Below are 14,595 nucleotides of genomic sequence, written 5' to 3'. Positions count from 1 at the left end.
GAATTGAACCTGCCGTCCGGCCGGGTGTAAGACGCAGTCCGCGCAGCACCGTCCGAAATTATCGGCGCTACGATAATAAGAAGATGTAGGCTGCCTTAATTTTGTCCGAAGCATCAGCGTTCGGACGGCAGCGGAACCATCAACCTTTCCGCCGCATTGTTCTTTATTTCCTTCTTTATCCGAATCCGTCCGCACATGGCTTGAGCTCAAGCATGCAACCTTGCGGATTTCAAATCAAATACTGGTTACACGGGGATTTTCCCATCTTGCCTTTGAAGAGTGCCAACCGGACAGACAGGCCGTCTGAAAAAGATATTCACAAATCAAACGGCCGCTGTTCACGAGGTGACTATGAAAAGAATGTTATTCAACGCAACGCAGGCCGAAGAGCTACGCGTTGCCATTGTCGATGGCCAAAACCTTTTGGACTTGGACATCGAAACGCTGGGCAAAGAACAGCGTAAAGGCAATATCTACAAAGGTATCATTACCCGCATCGAGCCGTCGCTGGAAGCGTGTTTCGTCGATTACGGAACCGACCGCCACGGCTTTTTGCCGTTTAAGGAAGTATCGCGTTCATATTTCCGCGACTACGAAGGCGGCAGGGCGCGTATTCAGGACGTGCTCAAAGAGGGCATGGAAGTTATCGTCCAAGTCGAAAAAGACGAGCGCGGCAACAAAGGCGCGGCACTGACTACTTTCATCAGTCTGGCCGGCCGCTATTTGGTATTGATGCCGAACAATCCGCGCGGCGGCGGCGTATCCCGCCGTATCGAAGGCGAAGAGCGCCAAGAGTTGAAAGCCGCCATGGCCGAACTCGATATTCCGAACGGCATGAGCATTATTGCCCGCACCGCCGGCATCGGCCGCAGCGCGGAAGAGTTGGAATGGGACTTGAACTACCTCAAGCAACTCTGGCAAGCCATTGAAGAAGCAGGCAAAGCACACCATGACCCTTACCTGCTCTTTATGGAAAGCTCGCTGCTGATTCGTGCGATTCGCGACTATTTCCGTCCCGATATCGGCGAGATTCTGGTGGATAATCAAGAAGTTTACGACCAAGTTGCCGAGTTCATGAGCTATGTCATGCCGAGCAATGTAGGCCGTCTGAAACTCTATCAAGACCACACGCCGCTGTTCTCCCGTTTCCAAATCGAACACCAAATCGAAAGTGCGTTCTCACGCAGCGTCAGTCTGCCTTCCGGCGGCGCGATTGTGATCGACCACACCGAAGCCTTGGTTTCCATCGACGTCAACTCTGCGCGTGCCACACGCGGCTCGGATATTGAAGACACCGCGTTCAAAACCAATATGGAAGCCGCCGAAGAGGTCGCCCGTCAAATGCGCCTGCGCGACTTGGGCGGTTTGGTCGTCATCGACTTCATCGACATGGAAAATCCGAAACACCAACGCGATGTTGAAAACGTCCTGCGCGACGCGCTCAAAAAAGACCGCGCACGCGTGCAAATGGGCAAACTTTCGCGTTTCGGCCTTTTGGAATTGAGCCGTCAACGTTTGAAACCGGCTTTGGGCGAAAGCAGCCATGTTGCGTGTCCGCGTTGCGCCGGTACCGGTGTCATCCGCGGCATCGAATCCACCGCCCTGCACGTTTTGCGCATCATTCAAGAAGAAGCAATGAAAGACAACACCGGCGAAGTACACGCACAAGTGCCTGTCGATGTTGCTACCTTCCTGTTGAACGAAAAACGCGCCGAGCTGTTTGCGATGGAAGAGCGCTTGGATGTGAACGTCGTCCTGATTCCAAACATTCACTTGGAAAATCCGCACTACGAAATCAACCGCATCCGCATTGATGACGTAGAAGAAGACGGCGAACCGAGCTACAAACGTGTTGCCGAGCCGGAAGAAGACGAATCCGCCAAACCTTTCGGCAGCGAAAAAGCCAAAGCTTCCCGTCCTGAGCCAGCTGTCAAAGGCGTGCGCCATACCCAGCCTGCGCCGACTGTCGCCCCTGAGAAAAAAGCCTCTTGGTGGGACAGCTTCAAAGCTTGGTTGAAACGTATTTTTGGCGGCAATACCGCAGCCGAAACCGCGCCTGTTGCCGAAGTGGCAGAAAAACGCACTTCGGGCAGCAACAACCGCAACAGCAATTCCAGCAACCGCCGCGCAAACAGCCGCCGTCAAAATCCACGCCGCAGCAACAAAAACGACGGCAGCAAAGTTGAAGTGCGCGAAGTGAATGCCGAAGCTGCCGACAGCAAGTTTGAAGAAAGCAAATCAAACGAAAGCCGCAATGACGAGCGTAAAGACACTCGCCGCAACCGCAACCGTAACAACCGCCGTGATGATCGCAACAACGAGCGCAACCGTGTTGAGGAAACGGTTGAAGACGTAAATGTTCAAGAAGTGGCTGCACTGGCTGAAATGCCGTCTGAAAACCAAGCGGAACAAAACGGCAATAAACGCCGCCGCAACAACAGTCGTAACGAGCGCAACCGTAATCAATCTGCGGAAAACCGTGTTGAGGACGTGAACGTTCAAGCCGATGGCGAACAGGCGCAAGTCGAAGAGGACAACAACGTCCGCAGCGAAGAGGGTGTGAAAAACAATGGCCGTCAAGGACGTGACCGCAACAACCGTCAGCGCAACAACCGCAACGACCGCCGTTCTAACAGCAAAAAACGCAATATTCCGTCTTCGGCAAAAATCGAGCAATACCTGAACATTACCGATACCGCCGACAAAGTCCTCTTTGCCGTAGCGCATGTTTTAGGTTTGAACGAAAAGGTTGAAGCTGCAAATGCGACATTGTCTTCTGAAAGCGACCAAGCCGAGCCGCTGGTGATTGTGGTATCCGAGCCTGAAGTGACCAACGCAGAGCCATTCGTATTTGCGATTGAAAGCGAAGACGAGCCTGCCGTAGCGCAAACTGAAGGCGCTGATGCCGAACAAGCCCTGCTTGCTTCTGCAGTCAGCAACGTCAAAGAAGCCATTTCTGCGGTATTGTCTCCGAATGCAACGGCTACTGTTGCACCGGTTGAAGCACCAGCCGAAACTGTTGCCACACAAACTGAAACCGTCGCTGAAGCAGCGCCTGTCGCAATCGTTGTACCTGAGAGCTTGGGCGATTTGATCTTCGTTGAAACCGATCCGCAAGCCGTTGCCGCTTTTGCTGCGCAGCCACAACCTGAACCGGTTGCCAAAACACGCCGTTCGGATGTGCCTAAAGTAGAAGTGGAAGACGTAGCAGTCGAAATGATTTTGGTGGAAACACGCAAAGATTAAGATTGGTTTTCCAGTTAAAAGCCCGATGTTGAACGCATCGGGCTTTTTTATTGGCAAGGAGTTATGCTGCTCTTATTTTCTTTGTGTTTACCATGAGCATTGCTTCATGGTTGAAAAAGCAGGATAGATTGCTGAGAAAGGGAAGGCATGGTTTTTTCAATAGGAAGGGCTTAATGAAAATTGGTATGAGAAAAGCCGTCTGAAATGGTTTCAGACGGCCTTGGTTTGTGTGTGTATGTTTAGGTATTGTGATTAGTTTTTGTTCAGAGAGTCACGGATTTCGCGCAACAACAGAACTTCTTCGCTAGGCTCTGCTGGTGCTTCTTCAGCAGGAGCTTCGGCTTTTTTCACAGAGTTGATGGCTTTAACCACGCAGAAGATGGCAGCGGCGATGATCAGGAAGCTGATTACAGTGTTGATGAACAGACCGATGTTCAGGGTAACGGCACCGGCTGCTTGAGCAGCCGCCAGGTTAGCGTAACCGGCTTCAGGAGCGGCTTGTGCGCCGTCTTTCAGCGTGATGAACAGATTGGAGAAATCAACGCCGCCGATCAACAGACCGATAGGAGGCATGATTACATCGTCAACCAATGATTTGACGATGCCGCTGAATGCTGTACCGACAACCATACCGACTGCGAGGTCGATCACGTTGCCACGCATAATAAATTCTTTAAATTCTGAAGCGATTGACATAATTAATCTCCTGTATGTGTTTGAGTCAAAATCAGATGTGATTCAATAAATCGGCAGGCATATTAACGCTTTATCAGTTAAGAAAAATTCATTAATGTTAAATTTTGTATTTTATGCCAAAAATGTCCTGCTTCTATGCCTTCTGTATGAAAAATAGGCCGTCTGAATTTTTTCTGTTACTTTTTTGCACCACTTTTTATCAGTGGTTAAGTATCAGATAACATGAATGTTATCTTTAGAATCAATGCTCTATCTTGCCTTTTAAATGATATAAAATGATAATGTTGTAATGTTATTAACATAATGTGCCAAAGCATACGACAATCATGTTTCATGCGTGTATTTGAATTTCAGACGGCCTTTTTGGTTATGCAGTTATTCAAGCCATAATGTAATAGTCATAAAAAACGCACTTTCATGATGAAAGTGCGTTTGGCGTGAAAACTGTTTAGTTCTCTTCGTCGTTCAGCGCGTTGATGCTGTAACCGCCGTCAACGTAGGTAATCTCACCGGTGATGCCGGAAGCGAGGTCGGACAGCAGGAAGGCGGCTGTGTTGCCGACTTCTTCAGTGGTAACGTTGCGGCCCAGTGGGTTGTGGGAAGCGACGTGGCCCAAGAGTTTGCTTAAATCGGCGATGCCGGAAGCGGCCAGGGTTTTGATTGGGCCTGCGGAGATGCCGTTGCAGCGGATGCCTTCTTTGCCCAGGCAGGCGGCAGTGAAGCGGATGCCGGCTTCGAGGCTGGCTTTGGCCATGCCCATAACGTTGTAGTTAGGAATGGCACGAACGGCGCCCAAGTAGCTCAGTGCAACGATTGCGGCGTTGCGGCCCTGCATCATCGGACGGGCGGCTTTTGCCAGCGCAGGCAGGCTGTATGCGGAGATTTCGTGAGCGGTGTTGAATGCTTCGCGGCTGATGCTGTCGAGGAAGTCACCGCTCAAAGCTTCTTTAGGGGCGAAGCCGATGGAGTGAACGAGGCCGTCCAAGCCGTCCCAGTGTTTGCCCAAGTCAACGAAGACTTGGTTGATTTCGTCGTCGCTGGCAACGTCGCAGCGGAACACGAGTTCGGAGCCGAGTTCGGCCGCCATTTTACGGACGCGCTCTTCCAGTTTGTCGACAACGTAGGTGAATGCCAATTCCGCGCCTTGTTCGCGGCAGGCTTTGGCGATGCCGTAAGCGATGGAACGCTCGGAGATCATGCCGGTAATCAGAATTTTTTTGCCTTGCAAAAAGCCCATTTTCTTATCCTTTAGCAGTGGTATTGCGGTTGCATTAAACTGCGCATTATAGCAAAAACCGCTGTTTCGGCATAGAAAAAAACGGATAACCCTTTGTCTTGCCTCAAATAGGGATAAGGTTTTCTGTCAAGGCCGTCTGAAACCTGACGGAACAGCGGCAAAACGTTATACTTGATGGTGTTAATGACCGATGTTTCAGGAGTGAACCATGCCCGAGCAAAACCGCATTCTTTGCCGAGAACTCAGCCTGTTGGCGTTTAACCGTCGTGTACTGGCTCAGGCGCAGGATACGAAAGTTCCTTTATTGGAACGTTTGCGTTTTTTGTGCATCGTGTCTTCCAATTTGGACGAATTTTTTGAAGTGCGCATGGCGTGGTTGAAACGCGAAAACAAACTGCGTCCGCATCAGCCGCTCGACAACGGCAAAACCGCGGCCGAAACCATCGAAGCGGTGGCGAAAGAGGCGCAGGCCTTGATCCGCGAGCAGTACGATCTGTTTAACAAAGTATTGCAGCCTGCACTTGGCCGCGCCGGCATTCATTTCTATCGCCGCCACAAATGGACGGCCGTGCAGAAAAAATGGATCGAAAACTATTTCGACAACGAGCTGTTGCCCATTCTCACGCCCATCGGCCTTGATCCGTCACACCCGTTCCCACGCCCGTTAAACAAATCGCTTAATTTCGCCGTCGAACTCGAAGGTACGGATGCGTTCGGCCGTCCGTCCGGAATGGCGATTGTGCAGGCTCCGCGCATTTTGCCGCGCGTCGTCCCCATGCCGTCTGAAATTTGCGGCGGTGATGCAGGCTTTGTGTTCTTGTCTTCGATTTTGCACGCCCATGTCGGCAAACTCTTTCCCGGCATGAAAGTTAAAGACTGCCATCAGTTCCGTCTCACGCGCGACAGTGATTTGACGGTTGATGAAGAAGATTTGAAAAACCTGCGTGCCGCGATTCAAAACGAGTTGCACGACCGCGAATACGGCGACGGCGTGCGCTTGGAAGTGGCGGATACTTGTCCGGCGCATATTCACGACTTCCTGCTTGCCCAGTTCAAGCTGACTTCTGCCGAGCTGTATCAGGTCAAAGGGCCGGTCAATTTGGTGCGCCTCAATGCCGTCCCCGATTTGGTGGACAGGCCGGATTTGAAGTTTCCGCCGCGCAACGCAGGCCGTCTGAAAGCCTTGCGCAAAAACGGCTCCGTGTTCAAGCTGGTCAAACAGTCGCCGATTTTACTGCACCACCCGTATCAGTCTTTCGATCCGGTTGTCCAAATGATACGCGAAGCCGCCGCCGATCCGGATGTGTTGGCCGTCAAAATGACTATCTACCGTACCGGCAGCAATTCCGAGCTTGTGCGCGCATTGATGAAGGCCGCACTGGCGGGCAAGCAAGTTACCGTCGTGGTCGAACTGATGGCGCGTTTTGACGAAGCCAACAACGTCAACTGGGCGAAACAGCTGGAAGAGGCGGGCGCGCACGTCGTGTACGGCGTATTCGGCTACAAAGTTCACGCCAAAATGGCTTTGGTTATCCGCCGCGAAGACCGTGTGCTCAAGCGTTATGCACACCTAGGTACCGGCAACTACCACCAAGGCACATCGCGCATCTACACCGACTTCGGCATCATCACCGCCGACGACCAAATCACTGCCGATGTGAACACTTTGTTTATGGAAATCACAGGTTTGGGCAAGCCTGGCCGTCTGAACAAGCTCTATCAAAGCCCGTTTACCCTGCACAAAATGGTCATCGACCGCATCAAGCAGGAAACAGAACACGCCAAAGCAGGCAAACCGGCGCGGATTACCGCCAAGATGAACTCCCTCATCGAGCCGAGCGTGATTGATGCGCTGTATCAAGCCAGCGCGGCAGGCGTGCAAATCGACCTGATTGTGCGCGGTATGTGTACTTTGCGCCCGGGTGTAAAAGGCTTGTCCGAAAACATCCGCGTCCGTTCCATTATCGGCCGCCAACTCGAACACTCGCGCGTGTATTGCTTCCATAACAACGGTGCAGACGATACCTTTATCTCCAGTGCCGACTGGATGGGTCGCAACTTCTTCCGCCGCATTGAAGTCGCCACGCCGATTACCACGCCCGAACTCAAAGAACGCGTGATCCGCGAAGGTTTGGAAATGGCCTTGGAAGACAATACCCAGGCTTGGCTGATGCAACCTGACGGCAGCTACGTCCGCACCCAGCCGCAAGACGGCGAGCCTGCGTTTGGTTTGCAGGAAGGTTTGTGGAAAATATACGGACGTTGAGTCAAATAATGTCTCAGGCCGTCTGAAATGCAGGTTTCAGACGGCCTTTTTTGATTTTGCCGTTATAATTCCGTTTCCCAATCTTTCAGACGGCCTTTTCCTATGAAATCTTACCCCGATTCCTATCTCCATTTTGAAAACCTCGAATCTCCCGAAACACAAAATTTCGCCGCCGCGGCTCATGCTGAAACGCGCGCCCGTTTTTTAGAAAACGACAAGGCGCGCGAATTGTCTGACGGCATTTTGGCGCAGCTACAGGACACGCGGCAGATTCCGTTTTGTCAGGAACACCGCGCGCGGATGTACCATTTCCATCAGGACGCAGAATATCCGAAGGGTGTGTACCGCGTGTGTACAGCGGCGACTTACCGTTCCGGCTATCCTGAGTGGAAAATCCTGTTTTCAGTGGCGGATTTCGACGAATTGCTCGGCGACGATGTGTATTTGGGCGGCGTGTCGCACTTGGTGGAAAAGCCCAACCGCGCGTTGTTAACACTGAGCAAATCGGGCGGCGATACGGCGTACACGCTGGAAGTGGATTTGGAAGCAGGGGAATTGGTAGAAGGCGGTTTTCACTTTCCGGCAGGCAAAAACCATGTGTCGTGGCGCGATGAAAACAGCGTGTGGGTATGTCCGGCTTGGGACGAACGCCAGTTGACCGAATCGGGCTATCCGCGCGAAGTGTGGCTGGTGGAGCGCGGCAAAAGTTTCGAGGAAAGCCTGCCGGTGTATCAAATTGCTGAAGACGGCATGATGGTGAACGCTTGGCGCTATCTCGATCCGCAGGGTTCGCCGATTGATTTGATTGAAGCGTCGGACGGTTTTTACACCAAAACCTATTTGCAGGTGTCGGCCGAAGGCGAGGCGAAACCGTTAAACCTGCCCAATGATTGCGACGTGGTCGGCTATCTGGCCGGACATCTTTTACTGACGTTGCGCAAAGACTGGAACCGCGCGAACCAAAGCTATCCGAGCGGCGCATTGGTGGCAGTAAAATTAAATCGCGGCGAATTGGGTGCGGCGCAGCTTTTGTTTGCACCCGATGAAAGGCAGGCATTGGAAAGCGTGGAAACGACCAAGCGTTTTGTGGTGGCGAGCCTGCTGGAAAACGTACAAGGCCGTCTGAAAGCATGGCGCTTTAGCGATGGCAAATGGCAGGAAGTCGAACTGCCGCGCCTGCCTTCGGGTGCGTTGGAAATGACCGACCAGCCTTGGGGCGGCGACGTGGTTTACCTTGCCGCCAGCGATTTCACCACGCCGCTGACGCTGTTTGCGCTGGATTTGAACGTGATGGAACTGACCGTCATGCGCCGTCAGCCGCAGCAGTTCGATTCAGACGGTATCAACGTGCAGCAGTTTTGGACGACTTCAGCTGACGGCGAGCGCATTCCTTATTTCCACGTCGGTAAAAACTCTACGCCTGACACGCCGACTTTGGTCTATGCCTACGGCGGTTTCGGCATTCCCGAATTGCCGCATTATCTGGGCAGTGTCGGCAAATATTGGCTGGAAGAGGGCAATGCCTTTGTATTGGCGAACATTCGCGGCGGCGGCGAATTCGGCCCACGCTGGCATCAGGCGGCGCAGGGAATCAGCAAACACAAAAGCGTTGATGATTTATTAGCAGTCGTGCGCGATTTGTCCGAACGCGGCATGAGTTCGCCCAAACACATCGGTTTGCAGGGCGGCAGCAACGGTGGCCTGATTACCGCTGCCGCCTTCGTGCGCGAGCCGCAAAGTATCGGCGCGCTGGTGTGCGAAGTGCCGCTGACCGACATGATCCGTTATCCGCTGCTGTCCGCCGGTTCAAGCTGGACGGACGAATACGGCAATCCGCAGAAATACGAAGTCTGCAAACGCTGGCTGGGCGAATTGTCGCCGTATCACAATCTTTCAGACGGCATCGATTATCCGCCTGCGCTCATTACCACCAGCCTCAGCGACGATCGCGTCCATCCCGCCCACGCGCTCAAGTTCTACGCCAAACTGCGCGAAACCTCGCCGCAATCTTGGCTCTACTCTCCTGACGGTGGCGGTCATACCGGCAACGGCACGCAACGCGAATCCGCCGATGAACTCGCCTGCGTCTTGCTGTTTTTGAAAGAGTTTTTGGGGTAGAAGCAAGCAGCAGGACTGACTGTTTCGTAAAGTTGAGAAACAAAATACTCTTGTTTTGGCAAGTGAAAAGAAGGCCGTCTGAAAAACTTTAATATTCGTTTTTCAGACGGCCTTCTTTTCTTTTAACTTTCAACATATCCCGATAAAATGGACACTTTGTAAGTAATCATTGATGGAAGACGCAATTATGGCAACCGAACTGAAGGATTATACACGATTTAGAAAATAATTTCAAACAAAACAATATATTAAAATTCAAACAAATCTTTCCCGAAGTCTTTTGCGAAGACCAAATCGACTTTGAGAAACTCAAACTCGTCCTCGGCGCAGAAAACCTTGCCGGTGTGGGCGAACCGTTATCAACTCGATGCTGTAGAAACTAGTAGCGTTGTTTACAGTATTTCCAGGAGAATACTGAAACATGAACATGCACAAAAACACCCGTTTCACCCCGTCTCTGGATTTGGATATCCTCAACGGCATCATGCGCCAAGCCGTGTTGCAGCAGCTGCAAACCTACTTGGGTGCGGACACCATCATCGAAACGCACATCACCCGCGACATGCTCGAACGCGCAGAAAAAAATCCGCCTCTCCAACGCCTTGAGAGGCGTGTTTGAGGCGGATTTGGTGTACTAGGAACAATCAATGATTTCTCGGAAATGGATAAAGCCTGAAGGCGATTATTCGTTAGACGGTTTATCTGTCTGAGACTTGTGCGTTTGCAATATGCGCACTACCTTACCCTCATAACGCTGGCTTAACCACGCCTGTATCCGCTCGTGATCTTTGGCAGGTAGTGGCTGCTCCAATTCGAGAGAGACAACGACGATATCGTCATATGTATCTGTCTTCGGTTCTGCGTTTTTTTGGCTTTCAGACTGTTCGGAAACAGGCGTTGTTTGCGCTTTATCCCAAGCCAAGCCGCGTCCGACAACGATTTTTTCCGCTTCCGGATATTGGGCTTTTAATTCCTTGAGTACCGCTGCATCGTCGATATCGGAGGCTTTGCCTGCCAGTATGGTATCGATATAGGCCTGCTGCTCTTTCAGCTCATTTTTCTGCTGAACCGGGTTGTTTCGGCTTGCCAGCAATTCTTCGATTTTGGCATCGTTCCCTCCCGCATAGACCACGTTGACCTTCGGCTCTTTCACCCCCGACGCGTTAAGGCTTTTCACCAGCAAGGCGGAAATTTTCTCGGCATTGCCCGTTCCATTGACAATCAGACCGACTTTATTTTCTCTGTGGTTCAACATCTTACGCAGCACGAAAAAACCTTCCTGTTGCTGCGCAGTGGCAATGGCGGCATTGGCTCTGGTGTTGAAGATCTCCTGACGCACCAGTCCTGATGCCATATAGCCGCTCGGAATCATCACAGACAACACGACGGCAGTAATAATGATGCTTTGCAACCGGCGTTTGGATTCCGTTACCAACCCCCTGCGCGGCAGCTTGAGCAGCTTGGAAAACAACAAGGTCGAAAAAGCGATGAACACGCAGTTGATGGCAAAAAGATATGAAGCACCGAGAAAGTAGTGCCAGTTGCCATGTGCCAGTCCGTAGCCCGCAGTACACAGGGGTGGCATCAATGCGGTAGCAATCGCCACACCCGGTATGGCATTGCCTCCTTCTTTTCGAGTCAGCGCCACAATACCCGCACTACCGCCGAAGAAGGCAATCAACACATCCCAAAGGGTCGGCTGAGTACGCGCCAAAAGCTCGCTTTGCGCCTCTTTAAGCGGGGTTAACAGGAAATACAACGTAGCGGTAATCAAGCTGATGACGACGAATATAATAATATTGCGCACGGCTTGACGGATCAGCGCAGTATCCCCTACCGCCAAACCGTAACCCATACCTACAATCGGCCCCATCAACGGCGAAATCAACATCGCGCCGATCACTACCGCCGTGCTGTTTACATTCAGACCGATACTCGCCACGGCAATGGCAAACATCAATACCCACATATTGGTTCCGGACACCCGAGTATTGGCGCGGATGACGGCATCAATTTTATCGGGATGGGCCTGGTCATGCGCAAGATTGAACACATCTTGCAACTTGGTCATGGCACCATTGTCTTCTTTTGGCTGATTTTCTTGTTCTTCTTGGTTTTTAATGTTTTCTTGGTCTTGCATTTTCATCCTTAAATCAATCTTAACGATTGTCTCTGAATATTTAATTAACTGGAATTTCGGATACTGATAATTATGCTTTATACCGATTTCAAATATGATTAAGCAGATACCTTGCAGAAGGTTAGCATACACATGAAAACGCTGACAACGCTGATCCTGCGTAGGCCTTCACGAAACCAGCATATGCAAAAACCTTCTCTCAAATCCAATTCCTACTTTTTCAGCAGCAACCGCCATCAAAATTTTTTAAGGGGCTGTACTAGTAGATTAGCCCTAAATTTCACACCATTTTTGTAGGATTTTTAGCTGCCGGGACGGTGTGCCGAAGTTAAATCGAAATTCACATTCTTTCAAGAACAGCGGGAAAGATTTGCGATCGATTCCGTTGTATTTTCGCAAGACACGTTTTACCTGATTCCAAAAATTCTCAATGCCTTTAATGTGGTTCTGACGGTCGGCAAATTCCTTGGAATGGTTGATGCGGTAATGGATGAAACCGCTCACGTCCAACTGGTCGTAGCTGCTCGGACTATCGGTATAAACAATACTGTCCGGCATGATTTTCTTTTTAATGACAGGGAGTAACGTTTCAGACTTGGCATTATCCACCACAACGATATAGACCCGTCCGTTGCGTTTCAGAATGCCGACGACAACCACTTTTCCTGCCACACCGCGACCACGCCTGCCTTTACGCCGTCCGCCGAAATAGCTTTCGTCCAACTCGACAGGGCCCTCAAAAACCTCATCGGCAACCAAGGCCAGATAATGGCGGATAACCATACGAATTTTGCAGTAGAACAGAATAGCGGAGTTGGGCTGAATGCCCAAAATATCGGCAGCGGAATGGGCGGTAACTTCGAGTACAAAAAAACGAAGCAGTTCTTTCTGTACTTTTTTCTTTAATTTGCAGTGTGTTATCTTCATATTTCGAGGGTAACATATCTGCTAATCTAGTACAGCCCCTTTTTTTAATAATGTTAATGTTAATACGTAACAAAACAAATTCCCGCTTGTAGGTTAAAATCAGGCTATGCTAATATGCACAACAACAGGTTTTTACTGAATAATCTGTGCTAAAATGCAGGATTAGATGGAAAACTCTATCCGAATTCGGTACAATACCGACGAATTATTTCCCTTAAACAACCTGCCGCAAGGCGAAAAGGAACGACTGACATGTCAAACATCGAACAACAAGTTAAAAAAATTGTTGCTGAACAACTGGGCGTAAACGAAGCCGAAGTGAAAAACGAATCTTCTTTCCAAGACGATTTGGGTGCTGACTCTCTGGACACCGTAGAACTGGTGATGGCTTTGGAAGAAGCTTTCGGCTGCGAAATCCCTGACGAAGACGCTGAAAAAATCACTACCGTACAATTGGCTATCGACTACATCAACGCCCACCAAGGCTAATCGGTCGCACCAAACATCCAGCCTCTGCTGCGCCATCGCAATAGAGGCTTTTACCTTATTATTAAACCCCTGAAATTTCAGACGGCATGAGTTTTGCCCGTTTCACAAAGAGAAAGAGCAAGGCTGCCGCGAAAATCCCGACAACCAACAGCGAGATTATCATGAGTCAGAGAAGAGTAGTCATCACAGGTCTTGGCCAAGTATCACCGGTCGGCAACGACGTCGCCACCGCATGGAGCAATCTGCTCGCAGGCAAAAGCGGCATCGGACGGATTACCCGCTTTGACGCATCCGACATCAACAGCCAAATCGCCGGCGAAGTGCGCGATTTCGACATCGGCCAATACATCAGCGCAAAAGAAGCGCGCCGCATGGACGTGTTCATCCACTACGGTATCGCCGCGGCCCTGCAAGCCATCAATGATTCAGGCTTGGACGATTTGGAAACCCTCGACAAAGACCGCGTCGGTGTCAACATCGGCTCCGGTATCGGCGGCCTGCCCAGCATCGAAGCGACCGGCAAAGCCGTTATCGAAGGCGGCGCGCGCAAAATCAATCCTTTCTTTATTCCCGGTTCGCTGATTAACCTGATTTCCGGCCACGTGACCATCCTTAAAGGCTACCGCGGCCCGAGCTACGGTATGGTTTCTGCCTGTACGACCGGCGCGCATTCTATCGGCGACTCTGCACGACTGATTAAATACGGCGACGCAGACGTTATGATTGCCGGTGGCGCAGAAGGTGCGATCAGCACTTTGGGCGTTGGCGGTTTTGCCGCCATGAAGGCACTTTCCACTCGCAACGACGACCCTGCTACCGCTTCCCGTCCGTGGGACAAAGGCCGTGACGGTTTCGTTATCGGCGAAGGCGCTGGCGTGCTGGTGTTGGAAGAATTGGAACACGCGAAAAAACGCGGTGCGAAAATTTACGCCGAAATCGTCGGCTTCGGTATGAGCTCCGATGCTTACCACATTACCGCGCCTAACGAAGAAGGCCCTGCATTGGCGGTTACTCGTGCGCTGAAAGATGCCGGCCTGAATCCTGAAGACGTTGATTACGTCAACGCACACGGTACATCGACTCCTTTGGGCGATGCCAACGAAACCAAAGCCATCAAACGCGCTTTAGGCGATCATGCGCGCAAAGTCATCGTTAACTCTACCAAATCCATGACCGGCCACTTGCTCGGCGCGGCCGGCGGTGTGGAAGCGTTGTACAGTGTATTGGCAGTACATGAGCAAAAATCTCCACCAACCATCAACATCTTTGAACAAGACGTTGAAGCCGGTTGCGATTTGGACTACTGTGCCAACGAAGCGCGTGACGCGAAAATCGACGTTGCCATCTCCAATTCCTTTGGCTTTGGCGGTACCAACGGCACATTGGTATTCAAACGCTTCAAAGACTGATAGAAGGTTTTAAGCAAATTTGAAAGGCCGTCTGAAACTTGGTTTTCAGACGGCCTTTTTTATTTTA

Annotated in this window: 9 protein-coding genes and 2 pseudogenes; 7 read left to right on the top strand and 4 right to left on the bottom strand. The window is 51.1% G+C overall.

Annotation, left to right across the window (positions count from 1 at the left end):
• The first annotated feature begins 351 nt into the window (after nt 1–351).
• A complete protein-coding gene (locus ACTHR7_RS09085; protein WP_107868197.1) occupies nt 352–3,246 on the top strand; it encodes an Rne/Rng family ribonuclease in 2,895 nt (964 codons plus the stop codon).
• 252 nt (nt 3,247–3,498) lie between these two features.
• On the opposite strand, the gene mscL is transcribed toward ACTHR7_RS09085, so the two are convergent.
• Both mscL and fabI read right to left on the bottom strand, forming a co-directional pair.
• Nucleotides 3,499–3,942 (bottom strand): large conductance mechanosensitive channel protein MscL, encoded by a 444-nt coding sequence (gene mscL, locus ACTHR7_RS09080; RefSeq protein WP_070461139.1) that lies wholly within the window; start codon nt 3,940–3,942, stop codon nt 3,499–3,501.
• A 448-nt stretch (nt 3,943–4,390) separates the two neighbouring features.
• The gene (gene fabI, locus ACTHR7_RS09075; protein ID WP_003748060.1) at nt 4,391–5,179 is read right to left on the bottom strand and encodes an enoyl-ACP reductase FabI; all 789 of its coding nucleotides are present in this window, start codon (nt 5,177–5,179) and stop codon (nt 4,391–4,393) included.
• 208 nt (nt 5,180–5,387) lie between these two features.
• Between fabI and ppk1 the strand changes: the two genes are divergently transcribed.
• The 4 genes and pseudogenes from ppk1 to ACTHR7_RS09055 form a co-directional block, all read left to right on the top strand.
• Nucleotides 5,388–7,445: a polyphosphate kinase 1 gene (gene ppk1 / locus ACTHR7_RS09070; protein WP_440370684.1), complete on the top strand. Its 2,058-nt coding sequence runs from the start codon at nt 5,388–5,390 to the stop codon at nt 7,443–7,445.
• Nucleotides 7,446–7,547: 102 nt separating this feature from the next.
• Complete coding sequence (locus ACTHR7_RS09065; protein ID WP_440370683.1) at nt 7,548–9,563, top strand: prolyl oligopeptidase family serine peptidase; 2,016 nt, start codon at nt 7,548–7,550, stop codon at nt 9,561–9,563.
• A gap of 165 nt (nt 9,564–9,728) precedes the next feature.
• A pseudogene (locus ACTHR7_RS09060) lies at nt 9,729–9,932 on the top strand (hypothetical protein); the annotation flags it as partial.
• Between the two features lie 79 nt (nt 9,933–10,011).
• Nucleotides 10,012–10,201, top strand: a pseudogene (locus tag ACTHR7_RS09055) (aminotransferase class IV); the annotation flags it as partial.
• A 44-nt stretch (nt 10,202–10,245) separates the two neighbouring features.
• On the opposite strand, the gene ACTHR7_RS09050 reads toward ACTHR7_RS09055, so the two are convergent.
• Complete coding sequence (locus ACTHR7_RS09050; protein WP_440370682.1) at nt 10,246–11,703, bottom strand: DUF389 domain-containing protein; 1,458 nt, start codon at nt 11,701–11,703, stop codon at nt 10,246–10,248.
• Nucleotides 11,704–11,976: 273 nt separating this feature from the next.
• Nucleotides 11,977–12,630, bottom strand: a complete 654-nt coding sequence (locus tag ACTHR7_RS09045) for an IS1595 family transposase (RefSeq protein WP_293203765.1) — start codon at nt 12,628–12,630, stop codon at nt 11,977–11,979.
• Nucleotides 12,631–12,882: 252 nt separating this feature from the next.
• On the opposite strand from ACTHR7_RS09045, the gene acpP reads away from it, so the two are divergent.
• On the top strand, nt 12,883–13,119 hold the full coding sequence (gene acpP, locus ACTHR7_RS09040) for an acyl carrier protein (RefSeq protein ID WP_003679644.1): 237 nt from the start codon (nt 12,883–12,885) through the stop codon (nt 13,117–13,119).
• A gap of 161 nt (nt 13,120–13,280) precedes the next feature.
• The gene (gene fabF / locus ACTHR7_RS09035) at nt 13,281–14,528 is read left to right on the top strand and encodes a beta-ketoacyl-ACP synthase II (protein WP_039861923.1); all 1,248 of its coding nucleotides are present in this window, start codon (nt 13,281–13,283) and stop codon (nt 14,526–14,528) included.
• Nucleotides 14,529–14,595: the final 67 nt, after the last annotated feature.

Source organism: Neisseria sp. P0007.S010 (assembly GCF_051962875.1).
GTDB classification, from domain to species: domain Bacteria; phylum Pseudomonadota; class Gammaproteobacteria; order Burkholderiales; family Neisseriaceae; genus Neisseria; species Neisseria subflava_A.
The sequence above is the reverse complement of the archived record's forward strand: the minus strand, read 5'-3'. Positions and strand labels throughout refer to the sequence as shown.